The following is a 22836-nucleotide window of genomic DNA, read 5'->3' as shown; positions in this document are numbered from 1 at the left end:
ACGTAACGAAATTCATTGTTTTACGTCTGTATAATAGAGGAAACAATAAAGTAAGTTCAAACTCGATGAAAGGGGAACTTGACATGGCGAAACAATCAACTTCTCAGAAAAAACTTCTTTTAATTACAGTTCCACTTGTCATTTTAGCCTTAGTTATTGGTGTTGTTTATGCAATGAACGATGGAAAACCCGTACAATCTGATAAAAAGCAAGAAAAGCCTCAACTTTCTGCTACGGAGAAGTTAGTTGAGGAAACTTTTACTTTATCTAAGGAAGGGAAAGTACCGAACATTCCCTTTGTTGCGGGGAAGACGAAATGGATGGAAGTAACAGAAGCGTGGGGAACAACAGAGCAGATTGCGGAAACGGAAAAGGCGAGGTATGAGGAATACCAAAATCAACTGACTACCATTGGTTATGCCGGAAATGTTGTAAATGATATCCGGTCTTATGATGCGAACCTGCAAACGATTTCTTTAGCTGATATTAAAAACGTTGCTGGAGAGCCAGATGACGTTCGTTATTATCAAGATGAAACCCATGATCAAATAATACTGGCTTACGACATAAACACTAGCACTGAATTATTATGGGTTTTACCGAAAGCAACCGAGCAAGAACCAGATTCAAAAGTTGACCATATCTCCCTTTATACTCAAGTTGACGATAAAGCTGTCATTCAATCCCTCGTTGAAGTTATGAGTGTAGAAGAAAAGATTGGGCAAATGATTCTTGCGGGGATTTCCGGTACAACAATGAATACCGAAACGAAGAATTTAATTAGCCAACATCGTGTTGGGGGAATCATTTTTTACCAAGATAACTTCCAATCACCAGAACAAACCGTACAACTGGTGAATCAAATAAAGGAAGAAAATCAGACGAATTTACCTCTTTTCTTAAGCACGGACCAAGAAGGAGGACGGGTAACAAGATTACCAGGGGGACTAGTGAATATTCCTTCCAATAAACAAATTGGCAATGTAAATAACCCTGAATTTTCCTATAAAATCGGAACTCTATTAGGCGAAGAATTAAAAGCATTTGGGTTAAATCTTAATTTTGCTCCAGTTCTTGATATTAACAGTAATTCGAAAAACCCAGTTATCGGGGATCGCTCTTTTGGGAACAATGCGGAAATCGTAAGTAACCTTGGGATTCAAACGATGAAAGGCCTTCAATCACAAAACGTTATTCCGACAATCAAACATTTTCCAGGGCATGGAGATACATCGGTGGATTCCCATCTTGAGCTCCCAATTGTCGATAAAAGCTTGGAAGAACTTGAGGCGTTAGAGTTAATTCCCTTTAAACAGGCAATTAATGAAGGAGCTGATGTGGTGATGGTTGCACATATTTTATTGCCACAATTGGATAAAAATCATCCAGCCACGATGTCTCAAGCGGTGATGACTGATATATTAAGAAAGCAACTTGGATTCTCAGGCGTTATCATAACGGACGATATGACAATGGGTGCCATTATCAATCATTATGATATTGGTAACGCTGCAGTTGAATCCGTAAAGGCCGGAAGCGACATCATTTTAGTTGGGCACGGTTATTCTAATGTGGAAAAAGTGATTACTTCATTAAAAGCTGCAATTGAGAGTGGAGACATTTCACAGGAAAGATTAAATGAAAGTGTCGAACGGATTATGTTGCTTAAAAAGAAATACGACATTGAGCATGCGAAGGTGGAGAATGTGAATGTGAATGTGAATGCACTGAATCAGGAAATCACAACTCTTCTCAATACGTATTACCAGTAGTAGTGTGTGGGTATGATTTTATCGTCATACTCACAACACTACTTTTTAATTTGTGTGGATGCCTTGCCAATTGCTTACTTCACATTGACCATAATGATTATTACCAACAGCAACGACCGTGCCTTTGGATTTTAAACCAACTGTATGGGCACAACCTGCTGTAATCGCAATAATATCGCACCAATCATGTACATTACACTGACCATGATTATTTGAACCAACAGATATCACTGTTCCATCCGTTTTAAGTCCGACTGTATGATCACTACCTACTGCAATCGCCACAACATCATACCACTTGCTGATATCAAGTTGGTTATGTTTATTTGAACCGACAGCTACAAGGGTTCCATCTGATTTCAAACCAACAGTATGAAGATAACCTGCTGCGATTGCCACAAGATTGTTCCAGTCGTTAATCTGGCATTGACCATATCGATTATTACCAGTAACAACCGCCGTACCATCTGATTTCAGCCCGACTGTATGCCAATCACCAGAAGAAATTGCCACAATATCATGCCAACCGTTAACATTGCATTGACCTTCGTTATTCCTGCCAACAGCTACGACTGTTCCATCCGATTTCAGCCCAATAGTACGACCCCAACCAGCTGCGACTGATATAATATCTTGCCAATCGTTTACATCGCATTGGTGATGCTTATTCCAACCAACAGCCATCACAGTACCGTCTTTTTTCAGCCCAACTGTATGAGCATTTCCTGTGTTTGTCGCCATATGCACATTCCCGGCAGCGACCGCCACAATATCCCGCCAATTTTCCACATCACATTGTCCAACTTTATTATCACCAACAGCGACAACCGAACCGTCTGATGTAATGGCAACCGTATGCCGAATGCCTGCTGCTAGATTATTTTTGTGTATGGATATCATGGTTCCTCCTACCTTCAAGCAAATATCTAATCTTGTTGATTACAGATTGATTCATTATATTGAGCATTTTTCTTTCTCCCTATTATTTTCCAATAAATTGGAATATTTATGATGATGATAACACCACATATAATATATAACGCTGAGTAATTCCAATTTGCAGAAATAATCCCTAACACAAAGGCACCTATTGCAATACCTGAATCGAATATTGTGAAAAAAGTTGACGTTGCATGGCCACTTCGATGTTTTTGTGCTGATTGAATGGCTAATGCTTGTAAACAAGGTACAACAGAACCGTAACCGATACCAATGAGAATACCTGCTATTAATAAGGTGGAAACAGTGTGCATGTTACTTAATAGAATTAATCCGGCAGCATATAAGAGAAAAGAAGGGTAAACAACGGAATTAGGACCCTTTGTATCATACATTTTCCCAGTAAATGGGCGAACTACCACCATTGCGATTGAAAAGGCTATAAAGAATAAACTTACATATTCAAATATACCTCTTGTTTCTGCATAAACAGAAATAAAAGACATAATGCTTGCATAAGCAAAAGCTGTCAGAAACCCTACAATCCCAGACGGAATAACCTTTTTTTCAAAGAGATCTTGCCAAGTAAGACGGTTCCATTTCGCAGTTGAGGTTTGTGGGTGAAATTCTGAAACTTTCAATGTAAAAGCAGATAGATAGCCAATGATAATAACAGTTGCCAAACTGATGATTAAAATTTTATACGAATACATTTGAAATATCGATAATGCAATAAGTGGACCAAATACAACCGCTAAATTCATAGACAATGCAAAATAGCCAAGTCCGGCACCTTTGCGACTATCTGGAATAATATCATTTACAACAGTAATTAGAACCGTTGTGACAATGCTAAACCAAATACCATGGAAAAATCGAAGGGAAAGTAACAAAGTGAGAGAATCAATAAAAATATATAATATGGACGATAGACAGAAAAGTAGCTCGGAAATAAGAAGTGTGTTTCGTTTTCCAAACATCTCAATAATTCTGCCTGAAAAAGGTCTTACAATAATAGCTGATAACATAAAAATGGTCATTGCTAATCCTGCTTGTCCTTCTGTACCGTTTAAGTCTTTAAGAATATAGATAGGTAAGATTGTTAGTAATGCATAATAAACAATAAATAAAAAGAAGTTATTAGTAAGGGCCACAAAAAATGGACCGGTCCATATTTTTGTATTACTTTCTTCCATAAAATTCCCTTCCTTTTCATCATAAAGGTGTTTTAAAATGAGAAAATCAATTATTAAAGAGATATTGAAAATAGAAAAGGTCAGGAGTTCATTTTCTGATTCTCTTTATCTAATAGAAACAAGCCAATGGAACATTATAATTCGGTAAAGTATAGAGGAGTTATTACATCCGATGATTACATATAGATATACCTCTTCACTATTACAAAAAAAGATATCGCAAAAGTAGTAAATTTACTTTTGCGATGGGAATTTCTTATATCTTAATAGGGTAGTTTTTATGTTAATAATCGGAAAACGAGTTGAAAATATTTTTAGATTATATTCTTCACTTTGGGGGAGTGAAGGATAATTCTAAATTTTAATCAAATTTTGCATATCTTCGTAGTTAACTTTCTTTTCAAACCACATTTCTATGACTTTATGGTTTTGCTGAACAAGCATGCTTAATCCATTTTGGATTTGACCACCTAAATGGGCTGCATTTTTTAAAAAAGCTGTTTGAGTTGGGTTATAGATGATATCTGAGAAAATTGCACCAGGTTTGACCTTAGAAAAATAGATGGGGGATTCGTCTATATTTGGCCACATTCCAATAGGTGTTGTTTGAATGACTAAATCGTATTCTGCAATTCTTTTTTCTGCTTCTTTTAAGGTGAAAATTTGGTTGTATGTTTGAACGCTATTTTTTACTTTTTCAATTGATCTGTTCGCGATATCAATCTTTAAATTATTAAACTGTAATAGCTCGAAATAAATAGATTTTGAAGCTCCACCAAATCCGATAATAAGAACATTTTTGTTATCGAGGTTTTGCAAATTAAAATGTTGAAGTAAACCGGATAACCATGCCTTCCCATCAAAGTTAAATCCAACAAGTTTGCCATTGATGCGATGAACGATATTTACTACGCCAGTATTTTTAGCCGTGATATCTAATTCATCAAGGTAAGGAAGAATTTTTTCTTTATACGGTATTGTAATAATTAAACCTTTTACATTTTGAGTTTTTAACTTTAACATTTCTTGTTCGAACTGTTCTTCTTTGACTTGGAATTTCTGAAACTCTACATCTATTGAATTCTTTTTATACGTTTCGTTTTGCAATATTGGTGATAATGAATGATCTAAAGGGTTACCTAAAATACCATAGATACTAATGTTATTCACCTACTTTTAATTATGATTCCAAACAACAAGCTTAAGTTCTGTCATTTCTTCAATTGCGTACTTAATCCCTTCACGGCAGTTTCCACTTTCTTTTACGCCACCATAAGGCATGTGATCTACTCGGAATGTTGGTACATCGTTTATGATGACACCACCGACTTCTAACTGTTTAATTGCTTGATAGGCATGGGTGATGTTGTTTGTGAAGATACCCGCTTGTAATCCAAAAATAGAATCATTGATTTGCTGGATGGCTTCATCAACACTTGAAATTTTGTTAACCGTTACAACTGGCGCAAACGCTTCTTGGCAAGATACTTTTGACGTGTTGCCAACATTTGATAGAATTGTTGGTCTTAAAACTTGATTTTCAATGGTACCACCTGTTGTTAAAGACGCGCCTTCAGAAATCGCTTCATCAATCCAAGTTTTTGCACGAGATAAATCGTTTTCACTAATTAGTGCAGAAATATCTGTGTTCATATCAAGCGGATTACCTAAAACGAGTTGGTCCGTTCTTTCTTTAAACTTCTGAGTAAACTCTTCGATAATTTGTTCGTGAACGTAAATGCGTTGTAGTGAAATACAAACTTGTCCTTGATTGGAGAAAGCCGCATTTACACATTTATCAATAATTGAATCCACATTAACATCTTTATCGATAATGAGTCCTGCATTTGACCCAAGCTCTAGTGATACACGTTTAAGGCCCGCTTTCGTTTTAATGTTTTTCCCAACTTCAGGACTCCCAGTGAATGTCACCATTTTAACTTTTTCATTTTCAACTAATGCATCCCCAACCACTCTTCCGCTACCAGTAACTAAGTTAAATGCCCCTTTTGGCAGATCTGTTTGAGCAAGTAATTCAGCTAAAAAGATAGCAGATAGTGGTGTTTGAGATGCTGGTTTTAATACGATTGTGTTTCCAGCCGCAATCGCCGGGCCCACTTTATGTGCCACTAAGTTCATTGGGAAGTTAAACGGTGTAATCGCCGCAATCACGCCAATTGGTTCATGGATCGTAAAGCCAATTTTATTAAAGCCATTTTTAGCCGCATCAATAGGTAGCACTTCACCCGAAATGCGTTTCGCTTCTTCAGCCGCAAATTTATATGTTTCAATTGTTCGGTCCACTTCACCTATCGCAAACTTTAAAGGTTTTGCTGATTCTAAAGAAATAATTTCTGCAGCTTTGTCTTTGTTTGTAATTAATAGGTTCACTAACTGATCTAAAATTGTGGATCGTTCAAAAGAAGAGAGATTTTTCATTGTACTGAATGCTTCTTGAGCTGAATCAACTGCTTTGTTTACTTGTTCTGTTGTTGCTTGAGCAATTTCTGCAATGACTTCTCGAGAATATGGAGATTTTAATTCGCTATAGTTTTCTCCATCTTCCCAAATGCCGTTAATGTATAGGTTTTTTTTCATCGCGATAATACCCCTCCATCTACTGGAATTAATACGCCTGTCACATAATCTGACGCAGGACTTGCTAGAAATAGTGCTGTACCTACAATATCTTGAGGATTTCCCCATCGATTCGCAGGGATGCGCTTTTCGAATTCTGCTTTTCGCGTTGGATTGTTTAAAATGTCGGTATTCATATCGGTTAAAATGTATCCTGGCGCGATAGCATTTACTTGGATACCGTACGATGCCCATTCGTTTGATAAGGACTTTGTTAATTGCAAAACAGCGCCTTTACTTGCAGAATAAGGTGATGAATTATAAGCTCCAATAACTGATACAATCGAGCTTAAATTAATGATTTTCCCTCGACCTTGTTCTTTCATTACTCCGGCAGCTAATCGACTTAATTCAAATAAGGAAGTTACGTTTAAGCTAAAGATTCTCTGCCATGTATCTAACGGAACATCTACTGCGGGACTACGCTTAATAATTCCTGCACAGTTGATTAAAATATCTAATCTTCCATTTAGCATATCTTTCGCTTTTTGGAATGTTGCTTCGATTTTTTCGATTTCCATTAAGTCACATTGAATGTAATCAACGTTTAGCTCTTGAAGATTCTCCACTTTGTCGGAAATATCGAGGACGACAATGTTTGCGCCAGATTCTTTAAATGCTTTAACGAACTCAAATCCAATCCCTTGAGCGCCACCTGTAATAATCATGTTTTGATTTTGTAAATCGAATAAATGTTGGCTCATGTTAATGCACCCCTTTTCCAATACTTAAATTCGCCACTTCCATATAAATCTCGGATAGAGAAGGGTGGGGTTGAATCATTTCTGCCATTTCAAAGGTAGTTCCTTCAAGGTGCATAAATGCAGAACCTTGGCTAATTAATTCGGTTACATTCGGGCCAATCATACATATTCCTAAAATTTCACCGTATTTTGGATCCGTAAACAGTTTGACAAATCCATCTGTCTTTCCTAATGTTTGGGCTTTTCCGATTCCTTGGAATGAATATTTAAACACGTTGTAATCGATGTTTTGGTTTTTTAAGTCTTGTTCCGAATAGCCGACACTTGCAATCTGTAAATTAGTATAAATACAACGAGGGATGATGCTATAGTCCATCTTTTTTTGCTTATTCAGTATGTTTTCAATACAATTTAAGCCTTCTGCACTCGCCACATGGGCAAGTTGATAGCCACCAATCACATCGCCAATCGCATAAATACTTTCGATATTTGTTTGTAAATAGTCGTTTACTTTTAAAAACGGGCCATTTTGTTGGAGATTTACGTTTTGTGTAGCAGATAGATTTGGTGTTCTCCCTACTGCTACTAGTAACTGATCCGTTTCTAGCACTAGTTGTTTGGCGCCATTTTCCTCGATTGTTAAAGAGGTTGTTGCACCATTGTTTTCTACTTTTTTCAGTAAAGCGTTCGTTAAAATCTTAATCCCGCTTTTCTTCAAATGTTTCTGTAATAAATTTGAAGCTTCTGAATCTTCCATTGGGATAATCCGGTCACTATATTCCACAATCGTTACATTTGAGCCGAAACTATTAAATGCATTGGCCAATTCTACGCCAATTACACCACCGCCCACAATCACAAGGGAAGAGGGGATTTCTGTTAGTTCAAAAATCGTATCAGTTGTGTGATAGGGAACATTTTCTAACCCTTCGATTTTCGGGATAGAAGGTTTACTGCCCGTTGCCACAATGATATGTTTTGTTGAGATGGAATTTACGGAATCAGCTTGTTGGATTTCGACTTCAGTAGGGGTTTTAATCGTCCCGAATCCATTGAATACGTCCACTTTTTTTGCCTTAAGTAAGGAGCTGATTCCGCCTCTTAAATTGTTCAGTACGTTGTTTTTAAAACCGACTAAACCTTCTAGCGATAACTCCACATTTTTTGCGAAAATCCCTCTTGATTCACTATGTTTCATGTCTTCAAGGAGTTCTGCGTTTTTTAAATAGGTTTTAGAAGGGATACAGCCTTTGTTTAGGCATGTCCCCCCTAAATGATCTGCCTCAATCAGTGCAACTTTTAGACCTTCACCAGCAGCCCGTAATGCAGCCACATAGCCGCCTGGTCCACCACCGATAATGGTTACATCATAAGTCATCAATCTTCACCCCTTTAAACTAACATTTTCATAGGATTCTCGAGGTAATCTTTTAAATCCGTTAAGAACTGTGCAGCTGGTGCGCCGTCAATGATGCGATGGTCAAAAGATAGAGACAGTTGCATCGTTGGATCAATCGCAATTTCGCCATTTTTCACAACCGGTTTCTCAACAATTCGACCAACGCCTAAAATTGCTGATTGTGGTTGATTAATAATTGGGTTAAAAGTATCCACTGCATACATTCCTAAGTTACTAATCGTAAATGTACCCTGTTCGAAATACTCTGGATGTAATTTGCCATTCTTAATGTTCGAGACTAATTGTTTACTAGAATTCACTATGCCAGATAGCCCAATTTTGTCGGCATTCTTAATCACTGGCACAACTAATCCTTCGTCTAAAGCGACCGCAAATCCAACATTCACGTCTTCGTATTGATAAATTTCATCCTTTTGTAAGGAGATGTTTAACGATTTATTTTTCGATAATGTATGAGCAACTGCTTTAATCATTAAGTCGTTATAAGAAAGGCGATGACCTGTTTCTTTTTCAATGATTGGAATTAACTGTTTACGTAAAGCCACACATTCAGACATATTGATCTCTACACTTAACGTTACGTGTGGGGCAGTATAATAGCTTTCTGCCATTCGTTCAGCTATGACTTTTCGCATACCTTTTAAAGGTGTTTTTGTCACGTTCGGTTTTGCTTCTTCTTTTACAATCGTTGGTGCTTTAGTAGAAGCGAGCACATCTTGTTTTGTGATTTTACCATTGTGCCCTGTGCCAGTGATTTCATTCGGTGATACTTGTAAATCTACTGCCATTTTCTTCGCTAACGGTGTAATAGAAGATGATTGTTGTTTTAAATAGTCCTCTACATCCTTAAGTTGTATTCGATTGTTTGGTCCTGTTCCATTAATAGAGGAAAGAGGAATATTATTTTCTCTTGCTAGTTTATTTGCAGCAGGTGTTTTTCTAGGCTTTACGCCATCTTCAAGTACTACTGGTGGTGCTGAAGTTTCGCTCACTAATGTAGCAGAAGTTTCGATCGGTTCGTCTGCATCACCTATGTAAGCGATTACCTCGTGTACATTAACGGTTGTCCCAGGTTCGAATAAGGTTTTTAATAAATAACCTGTTGTTTCTGCTTCTACTTCAAGGACAATTTTGTCTGTTTGAATTTCCGCAATTGGGTCACCCTCTTCGATTAAATCGCCTTCATTTGCGATCCAACTAACAATGGTTCCTTCTTCCATCGTTGCGCCTAGCTTCGGCATCAATACTTCTGTCGCCATTATTCTTCACCTCTCATCGATTTAAGAGTTCTAAACATTTTTGGTAAATATCGTGTACTTGAGGAATTGCCGCTTTCTCAAGTTCCGGGTTATAAGGAATTGGTGCTTCTGCGCCGCCTAGACGTAAAATGGGGGCATCTAAATAATCAAAAGCATCACTTTCTGCGATTAGACTTACGATTTCAGATCCAAATCCATTTCGTTTTACAGCTTCGTAAACTACCAGCACTCTACCGGTCTTTTTAACAGATTCTAAGATTGTTTTTTCGTCGAGTGGCACTAATGTACGTGGATCAATAACTTCCACATCAATCCCTTCAGCTTCTAAGTTTTCTGCTGCTTCAAGGGCTTTGTTTACCATTAATCCTGTCGCGATGATTGTGACATCTTTTCCTTCACGTTTAATATCTGCAACACCTAATGGAATTTCGTATAGCTCTTCTGGTACTTCGCTTTTTACGTTATAAAGCATTTTGTGTTCATAAAACATCACTGGATTATCGTCTTTAATCGCTGCAGCCAATAAACCTTTTGCATCATAAGCGTTTGACGGTTGAACTACTTTTAATCCAGGAATATGGGTCATCCAGGCTTCTAAACTTTGAGAATGTTGCGCCGCAAAGCCAGCACCCGATCCACTCGGTAAACGAACGACCATTGGTACTTTTGCTTTCCCACCAAACATATAACGCATTTTCGCCGCTTGATTGACGATGTTGTCCATCGCGATAACAACGAAATCAGAAAACTGGATTTCTAAAATTGGGCGCATTCCTGTCATGGCAGAACCTACCGCACAGCCACTAATTGCTGCTTCTGAAATTGGGGTAATACGAACGCGTTCAGGGCCAAATTCATCGATCATCCCACTCGTAACACCAAATGCTCCGCCATAAACGCCGATATCTTCTCCTAAAATGTATATGTCTTCATCTTCACGCATCATTTGCGACATAGATTCTCTGATTGCTTCTGAATAACTGATTTCTCTCATTTGCTTTCTTCCTTTCTAGACATAAATATCCGTCATTAATGAATCTAAACTTGGACTTTCGCTGTTTTCCGCAAATACCACAGCGTCTTGAATTTGTTTGATTGCTTTATCATTCAACTCCACAAACTCATCTTCTGTAATAATTCCATTTTCAAATAAAACAGTTTTAAATCGTTCAATTGGATCGTTTGATTTTTTCCATTCTTTTTCTTCTTCACGAGTACGATATTTACGTGCATCACTTCTAGAATGACCTTCCCAACGATATGTGTTTGCCTCAATTAGAGTTGGACCATTGTTGCTTCGCGCACGCTCTACAGCTGCAGTCGTGGCTTTAATAACTTCTAAAATATCGTTCCCATCAATCGTTTCACTTGGAATGCCATAACTAGTTCCACGAATAGCAATGGATTCAATATTGGTCATTTCTTTAATTGATCCAGACATACCGTAAAGATTGTTTTCACAGAAGAATACAATTGGTAAATTCCAAACGGATGCTAGATTTAGAGATTCATGGAATGCGCCTTCATTTGTAGCGCCATCTCCAAAGAAACAAAGGACCACATAGCCCAACTTTTTCATTTGGGATGTTAACGCTGCACCTGTGCCTAGTGGTAAACCAGCTGCCACAATCCCGTTTGCGCCTAAGTTTCCGACTTCCATATCGGCAATATGCATGGAGCCGCCTTTTCCTTTACAGTAGCCTGTCACTTTTCCTAAAAGTTCAGCGACCATTTTATTAACGTCTGTTCCTTTTGCAATACTGTGACCGTGGCCACGATGTGTACTTGTAATTTTGTCTTCTTTCGTTAGTGGGAAACATGCACCAACTGCTGTTGCTTCTTGACCGATGCAAAGATGCATTGTTCCGTGAATTTTCCCTTGTTGATATAATTGCTTTAAGTTTTCTTCAAATTTTCGAATAAGAATCATATCATACAACATTTTTGTAAGATCATTTTTATTTAAATTTAATTCTTTGATTAATTGGTTTGATACACCTTTTAATTGATTTGACATACCCTATACCTCCTTAAAAATCTATTCAGTATATTAAAAAGCAAAAAGCATGCCAACTTTTATTTATTAAAAAATGCAATATTTTCACGTTTTAGCTAAAAAAATGATGTATTATTCTAATTAATGATGTTTAATTACATCATTTTGATAAGGGGGGATACAATGTTTGTCAACCAAGTGAAGATACTAGGAGTTGTAGAGTGGGACAAGGATAAGGAATTGACACGATGTAATCATATTGCTGAAGAATATGAAGACTTACTTGAAGAAATAAAGAATCACATAACACAGGGGTATTATTATTTTTGTTACATAAATGCATCAATCGAGGTAAATGTAATTTTTTCACAAGAACGTCCGAACTATTATACGATTTTTATTCTGCCGATTGATAACAGTTTGAAAGAAGAATTTAAAGAAGAACTAGAAGATGTAATTAATTCATCGTTTGATGGAATCGTAATTGCAGATGCGGAAGGTATCATCTTGTATCAAAATCCTGCGTATGAACGAATTACAGGGCTTTCAACGAAATTTTGTATAGGCAAAAGTCTACAGGAGTTAGTGGATATCGGTGTAATCGACATTTCAGCTTCTTTAAAAGCAATTGAAGAAAAGCGCTCTGTTACGATAAGTCAGAAGATTGAAACGGGTAGGAATGTTTTAGTGACTGCTGTGCCGATCACGAATAAACAAGGGGAAATTATTAAAATCGTTAATAATGTTCGTGATTTAACGCAATTAAGTAAGCTTGAGACCGAAATTCACGAATTAGAAGTTGAAAATAAAAAAATTAGTGAAGAGTTACACCAGTTAAAACAAAATAAGGATCCTAAATACTCTATCATTGCCCATTCTTCTCAAATGAAAGAGGTGTTGGATAGGGCACTAAGAATTGCGCAAATCGACTCGGGCGTACTTATCCAAGGTCCTTCAGGGGTAGGAAAGGAAAAGATATTAGATTTAATTCATCGTTATAGCATTCGAAAAGATGGCCCACTAATTAAAATTAATTGTGGTGCAATACCAGAATCTTTATTAGAATCTGAATTATTTGGATATGAGTCTGGCTCCTTTACAGGTGCTCATAAAAGTGGAAAAGCTGGTCTATTTGAAGTAGCTGATAAAGGAACAATTTTTTTAGATGAAATCGGGGAAATGCCTCTTCAATTACAAGTAAAATTACTACGTATTTTACAAGAAAGGGAAGTTGTGCGGATTGGTGGTAAAAAGTCAATTCAAGTAGATGTTCGGGTAGTCGCTGCAACGAATAAAAATTTACTAGAAATGATTGAAAACGGTACATTTAGAGAGGATTTATATTATCGCCTAAATATTGTTCCCATTGAAATTCCGCCTTTGGAAAATCGTAAAGATGATATTATCCCCTTAATTTACCACTTCATCCATGGTTTAAATGTCAAATACGGTTTAAATAAAAGCTTTTCTCAAGAGGTATTAGATCAGTTTGTTAATTATAATTGGCCGGGAAATGTAAGGGAACTACAAAACATAGTGGAACGAGTTGTATTAATGAGCAGAGGTTCGGTTGTTACAATGGAAGACTTACATAAAGAGCTCAATATGAGTAATATCCAATTGGTGAGTAATACAAAGGCAGTGTCAAATGTACAAAGTTCGTTAAAAGAACAAGTTGAGTTCTTTGAAGAAGAACTAATACGGAATGTGATCAAAAATTACCCAAGTATTCGTAAAGCTGCAATCGCTTTAAAAATTGATCAATCGACGTTAGTAAGAAAATTGCAAAAGTATAATATCGAGAGTACGGAAAAATCGAAATAAAAAAGAGGCAGAAGCGACTGGATGCTTCTGCCTTTATTTATGAATAGGGGGTTGGAAAAGTTCTAATGTAATATTGTCGGGATCTAAAAAGTAACATGTGTAACCGCCTTTATTTCGACCTTCTTGAATCGAAACGGGGCTCGATTTAAAAATAACACCATGTTCTTTTAAAAATGTATATGTCGTATGGATATCATCTGTTACAAGTGCTAAGTGAGCTGCACCGATATTTTTGGTTTGAACATCAAGTTTTTCGCTTTTCGGGCTATAATATTGGTTAAGTTCTAATAAATGGCCAGAAACACCAACTAAGGAATCGCCCTTAATTTTTAACATGACTGCCTCTAAATCAGCATCTTCATAGCCAACAAATTTACGTGTATATTCATTAGATTGCCGTTGTCTATGAATTATCTCAAAGTTTAAAAGCTCTGTATAAAATTTAACCGATTTTTCGATATCGCTTACTGTAAATGCAGTATGCCAGTGTCCAATTATCAACTGATTCATCTCCTCATATTATTTCGCTAATAATTCTGGTAAGAACAGTGTAATTTCTGGTACATATGTGATAATGCCGAGTAAGATTAATAATGCGATTAACATCGGTGTTAAGTATTTAAATGTGGATTCAAATTTCACATTGGCTACTTTCGCACCAATAAATAGATTTAATCCTAATGGTGGAGTTAATAATCCAATCGTTAAGTTGAAACATACAACCATTCCGAAATGTAATGGATCAATCCCTAATGGAATGACAATTGGTAAAAGGATAGGAATGAAAATTAAAATTGCGGCTACTGTTTCGATGAACATCCCTACTACTAATAAGAACAAGTTAATTAACAATAAAACTATGATTGGACTAGTTGTGAGTTCAGAAATAGAATTCGCAACAAATTGTGGAATTTGTTCAAGCGTTAACACTCGTCCAAAGAACGTAGCTGTTCCTACGAAAATCATAACTGTTCCAGATGTAATTGTTGTTCTTAAAAATACATCCATTAAATCACTGAATTTTAATTCTTTATAGATAAATAAACTTACAATTAAGCTATATACTACGGCAAGTACTGCCGCTTCAGTTGGTGTAACAATCCCACCATAAATTCCACCTAAAATAATCACGGGAGTTAATAAAGCAAACTTTGCTTCATTAAGTGCTTTCCATAAACTTTTTTTGTCTTCTGAAGATTGAACGTCTACAATACCTTCTTTTTTACAAACAATGTAGTTAATAATAATTAAAGTAATGGCAATTAATAATCCTGGAACAATCCCTGCGATAAACATATCACTAATGGATACACCAGCCATAATTCCGTAGAAGATGAACACAAGGCTAGGTGGGATAATCGGTCCTAAAGCTCCAGCACTCGCTGTTAAAGCAGCTGCGTATGGTGCTTTGTATCCGCCTTTAAGCATGTGAGGAATCATAATCCCACCGATACTTGCAACCGTTGCGGCACCTGAGCCAGAGATGGCTGCGAAAATTAAACTTGCCAGGATTGTAATTAAGCCTAAACTTCCTGTCCAAGATCCAACTAAAGATCTGAAGAAATCAATGAGTCTTTTTGAGATTCCACCAGTACTCATTAATTCGCCTGCTAGAATAAAGAATGGCACGGCTAATAAGGCAAAAGAGTCATTTGACGTAAAGGTTGCTTGAATAAGAAAAGATACCGGTATGGTTCCCTCAATTAAAACCACCGTTAAAGCGGCAATTGCTAGAGAAATGGCAATCGGAACGTTGATAAGTAAACACAGAACAAATACAACAGTGATAATTAATAAAGTACTGCCCACTATGCCTCACCTTCTTTTCTATTAGCAAGTGTTTGAAATATTTCAACAACAACTACGCGAATGGCCATTAATAGATAACCAATTGGAATCCCCATATAGATAAGGCCCATCGGTAATTTTAAAGCTGCTGAATTTGTATTTTGACTCCATAAATCAAATGAATATTGGAAACCTAAATAAGCAATATAAAGACTGAATAATAGCCATACAAAACTCCCAATTAAGTTAATATATGGTCGAATTTTTAACGGGATTAGCCCATTTAAAGCTTCTACTCGAATATGTGCTTTAGAAATAACTGCATAACTTGCACTAAGGAATACAAACCAAACAAATAAATATCTTGCTAATTCTTCAGCCCAAACCAATGAAGAATTAAAAACATATCTCCAAATAACCCCTGCAAACATAACTACAGTCATTACTATGAGAATGGCAAAACAGGCATAAGCTTCTATCGGTCGTTTTGTGATTTTTGCCATAGAAATTACCTCCTAGGGGATGTGGCGTGATAGGGTAAAACAACAGAAAACGATCTTAAAAAATCGCTCCTGCTGCTTCCCATTATGCTCAAATCTATTACTACTTCATTTCGCTTAATAGTTTAATTGCAAGGTCATAGTTTTCTTGACCGATTGTATCCATATTTTCTTCCGCTACTTTGCTTGTCGCTTCTCTAAAAATTTCTCGTTGCTCATCAGTTAATTCTACAACCTCAACACCTGCATCTTTAAATCCTTGGATTGCTTTCGATTCTGCGTCTGTTACTAATTTTTTCGCTTCTTCAACGTAAGAAGTAATTGACTCATCTAAAGCTGTTTTTGTTGCTTCGTCTAATCCATCATAAAGCTTTTTGTCTACAAGAATTCCATGTAATAATAAAACGTGGTTTGTTGCTGTGAAATATTTATTTACTTCGTAGAAACGGTCTCCGTAGATTAAAGGAGTTGTTGTTGATACGCCATCGATTGTTCCTTGTTGTAAACCTGTAAATACTTCACTATAAGCCATTGGAGTTGGGTTAGCTTGCATTGCTTTTAAAGCACTTAAATGTAAGTCTGCTGAAGAACTACGGATTTTTAAACCTGATAAGTCGCTTGGTTGTTCAACTACTTTTTTACCGTTTAAAAGGCTGTAGTATCCTAAATCAATAAAGCCTAAAAGATAAAGATTCGATTTTTCAGCTACTTCTTTTTTCAGTAAATCACCATATTCGCCATTTAAGAATTCATAATATTGGTCACGGCTATCGAATAAGAATGGTACATCGAATAGATTAAACGCTTTTATATCAAGTGAATTCGCAATCCCGTATGCAGATGATGTAGAAAGTTGAAGTGTTCCGTTTTTCAATAAATCTACTACAGATTCATCTGAAGTTGCTAAAGTACCACCATTGAAGATTTCAACTGCAACATTATCTGTTTTTTCTTCAATTGTTTTCTTGAAGTGTTCATAGCCTAAGTTTAGGAAGTTGTTGGCATCTACTTGGTTCGCCATTTTAATCGTTAATTTGTCGCCACTTGAACTTGATCCACCATTTGCATCTGCTTCACTTGAACTGTCAGATGAACATGCAGCTAGGAAGATTAGAGATAAAGCCATTAATGAGAATACAATTTTCTTTAGGTTTTTTTTCATATAAGATTCCTCCATTTTTTAGAAATTCATTTTTGATTGTCCACCATCGACGTTAATGGTAGCGCCTACGATCCATGAAGCTTGTTCTGATGCTAAAAATACTGCTACATTTGCAATTTCTTCAGGTGTGCCAAATCGTTTCGCTGGTATTTGAGTATTTAAGAAGGTTTCGATTTCCATTTGTTTTTCTTGGCTTAACTTTTGCCAAACACTACTTTCATGAATTATGCTACCAGGGGCAATACTGTTTACACGTATTCCATACTGAATTACTTCTGATGATAAGGCTTTTGTAAAACTTATGACTGCTGCCTTTGCGTTGTTATACGTAACTTTCCCTCCACTTTCTCTTCCATAAATGGAGGAAATGTTAATGATGCTTCCAGAATTTTGTTTCTTCATACTTTTAATGACTTGTTTCGAAAGGTCTACAACTGAAAAATAATTTAGTTCAAAGGCTTCATAAAATTTTTCCATTGGGGTCTCAAGTGCGTTGCTACCATTACTACCTCCAGCATTATTAACAAGGATGTCGATATGTCCATGATCTAGCAAATACTTATCAATTAAGCCTGAGCGTTCATACGAGTTGGTAATATCTGATTGATAGATTGTGATATTTCCTAAAAGTTCTTTTGCTTTGTTTAGGTATTCTATATCTCGTCCAACGATCGATACATTTGCATTTTCTTCAACAAATCGTTTAGCAATTTCTAAGCCAATTCCTTTTGACCCACCGGTGATTAAAACATTTTTTTTATCTAAATTTAATTTCATTATTTTTTATTTCTCCTCCTTATATTGGTGTTTATCAGTAATCAATTCACCTCCAATACTAAAGAGCTCCCGATTCAATTCAATCAATTCAATGCGAACGTCATCTTTTGAAACACCTAATACATTTTCTATTGCCGTGGTTACTTCTTTAACTAACATTCTTTTTTTATCTAATGTTCTGCCTTCAACTAATTTAATTTTTACGTAGGGCATAGGGTTTAACCTCCTAATCTATCTTCCTAGGAAACCACCATCTACTGGTAGTAAAATGCCATTTACATAGTTTGATTGGTCAGAAGATAAAAACAGTAATGCACCTGCTAATTCTTCTGGTTCACCAAATCGTCCAGTAGGTATTCTATCTAGTATTGAGTGACTTCTTTCTGGATCATTAAAGATAAATTGATTTAAAGGGGTTTTGAAATATCCCGGTGCGATTGCATTCACATTAATTCCATCTTTAGACCATTCATTTGATAAAGACTTCGTAAGTTGAGCAACTGCACCTTTACTTGCTGAATATGCAGATGCATTATAACCACCTTGTATCGAAAGAACGGAAGCGATATTCACAATTTTCCCCTTACCTTTTTTCTTCATTTCTGCATAGGATAGTCGACATAATTCAAAAATCGCTGTGACATTGACATCAATGATTTTTTGAAAATCCGCAATCGGCAACTCGGTTGCAGGCATAGGTTTATGTATTCCTGCATTGTTTACAAGAATATCAAGCTCACCATTTAAGTTTTGTAAAGCGAGATGAAAAACTTCAGGGATATTTGCTAGCTGTGATAAATCTGCTTGTACCGCAGATGCTTTAAATCCCATATTTTTCAAATCTTTTACAGTGGTGTGAACTTGATCAGAATAATCGATGATGCAAACTTCCACACCGTTCTTACATAAACCATGTACTAACGCTAAACCTAACCCTTGTGCACCACCAGTTAAAATTGCTTTCTTACCTTGAAGACTTTGCACATACATTCCTCCTTGAATTCGCTTACATTAATGAGCTGATTTTTGCATGAGCTCAATAATGTAATAATCTGGATCGTACATATAAATTGCTTTCGAACCTTTATTAGCACCTGATGTAATATCGACTATCTGCGAAGAACGGAATTGAACGCCTTGTTCCTTCAAACTATCATATAAATTTTCGATTCCTTCTACCTGTATACAAATATGACCAGAACCATAATCACAAGGTCTTACATTACCTGCAAGTCTTTCCACACCTACATACTCCAATAATTCAATTTGGCTTCCTCCGGGTATTTGTAGGAATGCGATTTTCACTTCTTTTAAATCAGGGAAATTAACAATCTTTGAAATATACTCTTGATTAGAAACTTGCTTTGATAGTAATTCGAACCCTAATTTGTTTACATAAAAGTCTAAAGATATTTCTAAGTTCTTTACGGTGATGCCACTATGAATAAATCCAATAACTTTTCCTTGGCTCATTCATTTTTTCTCCTTTTTTTAGATTTTGTGTAAGTGCTTTCTTTTTGTTAACGGAAGATTTAAAGTATGGAAAACTACTAAACTAGAAAATTTTGACTAAACAATATTTCTGATTCGTTAGTCACATTTATACAAGCAAAAAACGTGCCAACTTTTTTTGACGGTAATTCCCCAATATTTCTTATGTAGAATGTGAAAAATAACATCATATGATGCTATTTTTCATCACAACTAAGAAATATTAAGTTTTTTATAGAAATAATTAAGTTGGAGTTATCGCAGAAAGATTTATAGTCAGGGACATAAAATAAAAGAATCATATTGAAATAACATGAAAATAAGAGGGGGGATAATAAAATTAGGAATGTATACACTCGGAAGCTGATTTAAGACTATCATGTATGTCAAGTACCCGTAGCAATAATTAATTATAGGTACTAAAATATTACGTTAATGTATTACGATTAAATGTTACAATTCAATATTACATAACAGTATTTGAAAGGTTATGTTTGTTTAAAAAGACCAAAAAAAATGCAAAAGTAATTTTGCATTTTTTTGGCTAGTTGAAAAATAAGAGAAGTAAATGATATTACAAATAAACTCTGTTGCTGCTATTTTTTTTAATTAATAAGCGATACCGACACGAGATTTCATATAATCATTGCTTTTGATTTGCCTATATGTAAATTCTGCAGTATCAGGTACATGGATTTTCCCGCCATCCTCTGGCAAAAAGTCACGTTCTACACGATATTCTCCTAAAGGTTCCCCATCCGGTAAATAGGTAGGGCATACAATCGTCCAATCTAGCGAGGATTGTTTTAGTAGTTCGTAAACTTTATGATGTTCTTCTGCTGCACGGGTTAATTTACGCTTTGATTCACTGGATTGATAACGCAATAAATCTGGAGAGGTTCTGCTTTGGAGAATGCCTGCAGTTCCAATCGTAATAATTCGTTTGATTCCTTCGTTTTCCATTGCCTCGATAATGTAAGGCATACTTTCTGTTAATGTAGTTCCTCCATCAGTACTGAGCGCACTAATCACAACATCGATTTCCTGCATGGAACGTACGATATCTTCTTTATTAAAAACATTCCCTTGAATAATCGTTAAATGGTCATCGGTTCTTTGTATCTTTTCAGGTGTACGAACTAGTATTGTAACATGGTGTTTGTCTTGAAGGGCAAGGGTTACGATTTGACTACCAACTCGTCCAGTTCCACCTAAAATTAATATGTTCATTAGAACGGCCTCCTTTTTATATAGCTGATTATATCGCTTTTTGTGATTAGGGTAGGCTCCTAAAGATAAAAAAAGAGCCATCCAAAGTGGACAGCTAAAAAATATATATAACTAAGGGGGAATACTAATATATTCTCCAACTCTCGGAATCTTTATACATATTTAATAAAATTTTATTTTTTTATATTTGAGGAATATGGAGTTAAACATTGTCCATCTATCCGTACAAACTTTAATTCTAAATCCCTTTCAACCTATGGAAATACTTTTCTTATTTTTTATAAATTAATTCTATCGCCTCTACTATTAGGTTGGGATATGACTAAGAATTCAACATCTTGATCCGAATCATTGCGCATTTGATGTTCTGTTAGGGGAGGAACTTCTATTCCTTCTTGAGGATTTAAGGTAATCATTTGATCATGAATTTTCATTGTGGCAATCCCTGATAAAATAAAGAAAAACTGACGTGCTTCATGATGATAATGAATGACTTCTGTTGTGTTTGCAGGCATCCGTTCGTGGATTACACTTAACTCTTTATTTTTAACTAAATGCCAACCATCACAGTTATTGCCCCATATATAATGTTCTTCGTTTTGTTTACTAATCTTCATTACACCTACTCCTGCCCTTATGTAATTAATTTCTTTATCTTAACACAATGTAGCTGGAGGGATGATTCAACCAATATTCACATAACCTCTTAATGTATTTCAAGTATTTCTAAATGTATTTAACTATATTAATATAATAAGTTTCAGTTATTTACATTAGTATTATTAATATTTATACTGTAATTAATTTGAAAATTCATATTATTCTATATTTTGGTGCGGTCTTGATGTTGAGATAAGTAGGGGGCGCTTTTATGGAGAAAGAATCACTATGGACCAAGGAATTTTTAATTATTTCACTTATTAGCTTTCTATCTATGCTGATATTTTACTTATCGATTGTATGTATGGCACCTTATACGACAACGGAGTTTAATGCATCGGCTTCAACAGCGGGATTGGCATCTGGTATTTTCGTTCTCGGATCATTGTGTGGAAGATTAGGAGCTGGAAGGCAAATCGGCATAGTTGGTGCAAACAAGATTTTATGGATTGGACTCATCATATTTGCCATTACCACTGCACTATATATCGCTGCTTTTTCTCTAGAACTATTAATTATCAATCGCTTTGTTCAAGGACTCGGGGTTGGTATTGTTGCAACGGGTACAGGTACAATTGTTGCGCATTTGGTACCAAAAAGTCGCAAAGGGGAAGGGATTGGGTATTTTAGTTTAAGCATTATCTTAGCGATGGCAATTGGTCCGTTTGTTGGGATTATGCTGATGAATGTAAAAAACGGTTTTGATATTATTTTCATCTTGAATACCATTATTGCAGTTTTGTGTATTATTATTTATGCCTTTGTAAAATTGAATCTTCCTATTTCGAAGCAAGATTCAGAAGAGAATGAACCGGAACAAAAATCATGGATTTGGAAGTTCATTGAGAGAAAAAGCTTACCTATTGCATTTATTGCGTTACTAGTAGGCTTTGGCTACTCAGGAATTATGTCATTTATCTCGTTTTATGCATTGGAGATTAATTTAGTCACTGCAGCGAGTTATTTCCACCTGGTTTATGCAATCGTGGCTATGTTATCACGACCAGTAACTGGTAAACTTTTCGATGTAAAAGGGGGGAATATGATTGTTTATCCCTGTTTAATCGTTTTAGCGCTTGGCATGCTTTTATTTAGTCAAGCAACTGCGGGATGGATGTTGTTATTAGCAGCAGGTTTTATTGGACTTGGTCACGGTAATTTTAATTCCATTGCCCAAACCATTGCAGTAAAGGTAACGGAACCACAATATTTTGGATTAGCAACCTCTACATTTTTTACCCTTATGAATTTCGGGTTTGGCGTAGGTCCTTATATATTAGGTTTCTTCGTTTCAACCTATGGATACAGAACAATTTATGTTAGTAGTGCGATTCTGTTTGTTATTTGTATTCCAATATATCATTTATTACATGGAAGAAGAGATAAAGAGTTATTACAGGCAAGTGATTAGAAGAATACTTTGTGAAATCGACTCTTTCTGTCTACATAACGCTATATTAAAAAAACTCCTATATTTAAAA

22 protein-coding genes are annotated in these 22836 nt (G+C 35.9%); 3 read left to right on the top strand and 19 right to left on the bottom strand.

Annotated elements, in window-relative coordinates; translation table 11 throughout:
- The first annotated feature begins 83 nt into the window (after positions 1-83).
- A complete protein-coding gene (nagZ, locus tag NKR20_RS18945) occupies positions 84-1772 on the top strand; it encodes a beta-N-acetylhexosaminidase (protein ID WP_253428449.1) in 1689 nt (562 codons plus the stop codon).
- Between the two features lie 45 nt (positions 1773-1817).
- On the opposite strand, the gene NKR20_RS18940 is transcribed toward nagZ, so the two are convergent.
- The 9 genes from NKR20_RS18940 to NKR20_RS18900 form a co-directional block, all read right to left on the bottom strand.
- On the bottom strand, positions 1818-2672 hold the full coding sequence (locus NKR20_RS18940) for an RCC1 domain-containing protein (RefSeq protein ID WP_253428447.1): 855 nt from the start codon (positions 2670-2672) through the stop codon (positions 1818-1820).
- A gap of 26 nt (positions 2673-2698) precedes the next feature.
- The gene (locus tag NKR20_RS18935) at positions 2699-3907 is read right to left on the bottom strand and encodes an MFS transporter (RefSeq protein ID WP_253428445.1); all 1209 of its coding nucleotides are present in this window, start codon (positions 3905-3907) and stop codon (positions 2699-2701) included.
- A 354-nt stretch (positions 3908-4261) separates the two neighbouring features.
- On the bottom strand, positions 4262-5077 hold the full coding sequence (gene aroE, locus NKR20_RS18930; RefSeq protein WP_253428444.1) for a shikimate dehydrogenase: 816 nt from the start codon (positions 5075-5077) through the stop codon (positions 4262-4264).
- Positions 5078-5083: 6 nt separating this feature from the next.
- Complete coding sequence (locus tag NKR20_RS18925) at positions 5084-6505, bottom strand: aldehyde dehydrogenase family protein (protein ID WP_253428443.1); 1422 nt, start codon at positions 6503-6505, stop codon at positions 5084-5086.
- Positions 6502-7248: an SDR family NAD(P)-dependent oxidoreductase gene (locus tag NKR20_RS18920; RefSeq protein ID WP_253428442.1), complete on the bottom strand. Its 747-nt coding sequence runs from the start codon at positions 7246-7248 to the stop codon at positions 6502-6504. The genes NKR20_RS18925 and NKR20_RS18920 overlap by 4 nt, the downstream gene beginning before the upstream one ends.
- 1 nt (position 7249) lies before the next feature.
- Entirely contained in the window at positions 7250-8626 is a 1377-nt protein-coding gene (gene lpdA, locus NKR20_RS18915) for a dihydrolipoyl dehydrogenase (protein WP_253428441.1), read from the bottom strand.
- 14 nt (positions 8627-8640) lie between these two features.
- Positions 8641-9927 carry a dihydrolipoamide acetyltransferase family protein gene (locus NKR20_RS18910; RefSeq protein ID WP_253428440.1) on the bottom strand — a complete coding sequence of 429 codons (1287 nt, stop codon included), beginning with the start codon at positions 9925-9927 and terminating at the stop codon, positions 8641-8643.
- Positions 9928-9940: 13 nt separating this feature from the next.
- Positions 9941-10921, bottom strand: a complete 981-nt coding sequence (locus NKR20_RS18905; protein WP_253428439.1) for an alpha-ketoacid dehydrogenase subunit beta — start codon at positions 10919-10921, stop codon at positions 9941-9943.
- Between the two features lie 15 nt (positions 10922-10936).
- Positions 10937-11944, bottom strand: a complete 1008-nt coding sequence (locus NKR20_RS18900) for a thiamine pyrophosphate-dependent dehydrogenase E1 component subunit alpha (RefSeq protein ID WP_419095302.1) — start codon at positions 11942-11944, stop codon at positions 10937-10939.
- A 162-nt stretch (positions 11945-12106) separates the two neighbouring features.
- Here NKR20_RS18900 and NKR20_RS18895 point away from each other — a divergent pair, with 162 nt between their 5' ends.
- A complete protein-coding gene (locus NKR20_RS18895; protein ID WP_253428438.1) occupies positions 12107-13747 on the top strand; it encodes a sigma-54 interaction domain-containing protein in 1641 nt (546 codons plus the stop codon).
- Between the two features lie 33 nt (positions 13748-13780).
- Here the strand turns inward: NKR20_RS18895 and NKR20_RS18890 are convergent, their stop codons facing one another.
- The 10 genes from NKR20_RS18890 to NKR20_RS18845 all read right to left on the bottom strand — a co-directional run bounded on the left by NKR20_RS18890 (position 13781) and on the right by NKR20_RS18845 (position 21312).
- Positions 13781-14257, bottom strand: coding sequence for a VOC family protein (locus NKR20_RS18890; RefSeq protein ID WP_253428436.1), 477 nt, complete (start codon positions 14255-14257; stop codon positions 13781-13783).
- 9 nt (positions 14258-14266) lie between these two features.
- Positions 14267-15556, bottom strand: a complete 1290-nt coding sequence (locus tag NKR20_RS18885) for a TRAP transporter large permease (RefSeq protein WP_253428434.1) — start codon at positions 15554-15556, stop codon at positions 14267-14269.
- Positions 15556-16038: a TRAP transporter small permease gene (locus tag NKR20_RS18880; RefSeq protein WP_253428432.1), complete on the bottom strand. Its 483-nt coding sequence runs from the start codon at positions 16036-16038 to the stop codon at positions 15556-15558. Before NKR20_RS18880 ends, NKR20_RS18885 begins: the two co-directional genes overlap by 1 nt.
- 100 nt (positions 16039-16138) lie before the next feature.
- The gene (locus NKR20_RS18875) at positions 16139-17197 is read right to left on the bottom strand and encodes a TRAP transporter substrate-binding protein (protein WP_253428430.1); all 1059 of its coding nucleotides are present in this window, start codon (positions 17195-17197) and stop codon (positions 16139-16141) included.
- Positions 17198-17215: 18 nt separating this feature from the next.
- Positions 17216-17974 carry an SDR family NAD(P)-dependent oxidoreductase gene (locus NKR20_RS18870; RefSeq protein ID WP_253428428.1) on the bottom strand — a complete coding sequence of 253 codons (759 nt, stop codon included), beginning with the start codon at positions 17972-17974 and terminating at the stop codon, positions 17216-17218.
- Positions 17975-17980: 6 nt separating this feature from the next.
- Positions 17981-18205 (bottom strand): 2-hydroxymuconate tautomerase, encoded by a 225-nt coding sequence (locus tag NKR20_RS18865; protein ID WP_419095304.1) that lies wholly within the window; start codon positions 18203-18205, stop codon positions 17981-17983.
- Positions 18206-18964 carry an SDR family NAD(P)-dependent oxidoreductase gene (locus tag NKR20_RS18860; RefSeq protein WP_253428423.1) on the bottom strand — a complete coding sequence of 253 codons (759 nt, stop codon included), beginning with the start codon at positions 18962-18964 and terminating at the stop codon, positions 18206-18208.
- Positions 18965-18985: 21 nt separating this feature from the next.
- On the bottom strand, positions 18986-19447 hold the full coding sequence (locus NKR20_RS18855) for a VOC family protein (protein WP_253428421.1): 462 nt from the start codon (positions 19445-19447) through the stop codon (positions 18986-18988).
- A gap of 627 nt (positions 19448-20074) precedes the next feature.
- The gene (locus NKR20_RS18850) at positions 20075-20695 is read right to left on the bottom strand and encodes an NAD(P)-dependent oxidoreductase (protein WP_253428420.1); all 621 of its coding nucleotides are present in this window, start codon (positions 20693-20695) and stop codon (positions 20075-20077) included.
- A gap of 278 nt (positions 20696-20973) precedes the next feature.
- Positions 20974-21312 (bottom strand): cupin domain-containing protein, encoded by a 339-nt coding sequence (locus NKR20_RS18845; protein ID WP_253428418.1) that lies wholly within the window; start codon positions 21310-21312, stop codon positions 20974-20976.
- 254 nt (positions 21313-21566) lie between these two features.
- Between NKR20_RS18845 and NKR20_RS18840 the strand changes: the two genes are divergently transcribed.
- Entirely contained in the window at positions 21567-22766 is a 1200-nt protein-coding gene (locus tag NKR20_RS18840) for an MFS transporter (RefSeq protein WP_253428416.1), read from the top strand.
- The last annotated feature ends 70 nt before the right edge of the window (positions 22767-22836 follow it).

The sequence above is a fragment of the Ureibacillus endophyticus genome (assembly GCF_024159215.1).
Lineage (GTDB): Bacteria > Bacillota > Bacilli > Bacillales_A > Planococcaceae > Ureibacillus > Ureibacillus endophyticus.
The sequence above is the reverse complement of the archived record's forward strand: the minus strand, read 5'-3'. Positions and strand labels throughout refer to the sequence as shown.

What these genes read in the sequence shown, in the direction of transcription:
- nagZ (WP_253428449.1), top strand. Translation starts at nt 84, where the DNA reads ATGGCGAAACAATCAACTTCTCAGAAAAAACTTCTTTTAATTACAGTT.
- NKR20_RS18940 (WP_253428447.1), bottom strand. Translation starts at nt 2,672, where the DNA reads ATGATATCCATACACAAAAATAATCTAGCAGCAGGCATTCGGCATACG.
- NKR20_RS18935 (WP_253428445.1), bottom strand. Translation starts at nt 3,907, where the DNA reads ATGGAAGAAAGTAATACAAAAATATGGACCGGTCCATTTTTTGTGGCC.
- NKR20_RS18925 (WP_253428443.1), bottom strand. Translation starts at nt 6,505, where the DNA reads ATGAAAAAAAACCTATACATTAACGGCATTTGGGAAGATGGAGAAAAC.
- NKR20_RS18920 (WP_253428442.1), bottom strand. Translation starts at nt 7,248, where the DNA reads ATGAGCCAACATTTATTCGATTTACAAAATCAAAACATGATTATTACA.
- lpdA (WP_253428441.1), bottom strand. Translation starts at nt 8,626, where the DNA reads ATGACTTATGATGTAACCATTATCGGTGGTGGACCAGGCGGCTATGTG.
- NKR20_RS18910 (WP_253428440.1), bottom strand. Translation starts at nt 9,927, where the DNA reads ATGGCGACAGAAGTATTGATGCCGAAGCTAGGCGCAACGATGGAAGAA.
- NKR20_RS18905 (WP_253428439.1), bottom strand. Translation starts at nt 10,921, where the DNA reads ATGAGAGAAATCAGTTATTCAGAAGCAATCAGAGAATCTATGTCGCAA.
- NKR20_RS18900 (WP_419095302.1), bottom strand. Translation starts at nt 11,944, where the DNA reads ATGTCAAATCAATTAAAAGGTGTATCAAACCAATTAATCAAAGAATTA.
- NKR20_RS18895 (WP_253428438.1), top strand. Translation starts at nt 12,107, where the DNA reads ATGTTTGTCAACCAAGTGAAGATACTAGGAGTTGTAGAGTGGGACAAG.
- NKR20_RS18890 (WP_253428436.1), bottom strand. Translation starts at nt 14,257, where the DNA reads ATGAATCAGTTGATAATTGGACACTGGCATACTGCATTTACAGTAAGC.
- NKR20_RS18880 (WP_253428432.1), bottom strand. Translation starts at nt 16,038, where the DNA reads ATGGCAAAAATCACAAAACGACCGATAGAAGCTTATGCCTGTTTTGCC.
- NKR20_RS18875 (WP_253428430.1), bottom strand. Translation starts at nt 17,197, where the DNA reads ATGAAAAAAAACCTAAAGAAAATTGTATTCTCATTAATGGCTTTATCT.
- NKR20_RS18870 (WP_253428428.1), bottom strand. Translation starts at nt 17,974, where the DNA reads ATGAAATTAAATTTAGATAAAAAAAATGTTTTAATCACCGGTGGGTCA.
- NKR20_RS18860 (WP_253428423.1), bottom strand. Translation starts at nt 18,964, where the DNA reads ATGTATGTGCAAAGTCTTCAAGGTAAGAAAGCAATTTTAACTGGTGGT.
- NKR20_RS18855 (WP_253428421.1), bottom strand. Translation starts at nt 19,447, where the DNA reads ATGAGCCAAGGAAAAGTTATTGGATTTATTCATAGTGGCATCACCGTA.
- NKR20_RS18850 (WP_253428420.1), bottom strand. Translation starts at nt 20,695, where the DNA reads ATGAACATATTAATTTTAGGTGGAACTGGACGAGTTGGTAGTCAAATC.
- NKR20_RS18845 (WP_253428418.1), bottom strand. Translation starts at nt 21,312, where the DNA reads ATGAAGATTAGTAAACAAAACGAAGAACATTATATATGGGGCAATAAC.
- NKR20_RS18840 (WP_253428416.1), top strand. Translation starts at nt 21,567, where the DNA reads ATGGAGAAAGAATCACTATGGACCAAGGAATTTTTAATTATTTCACTT.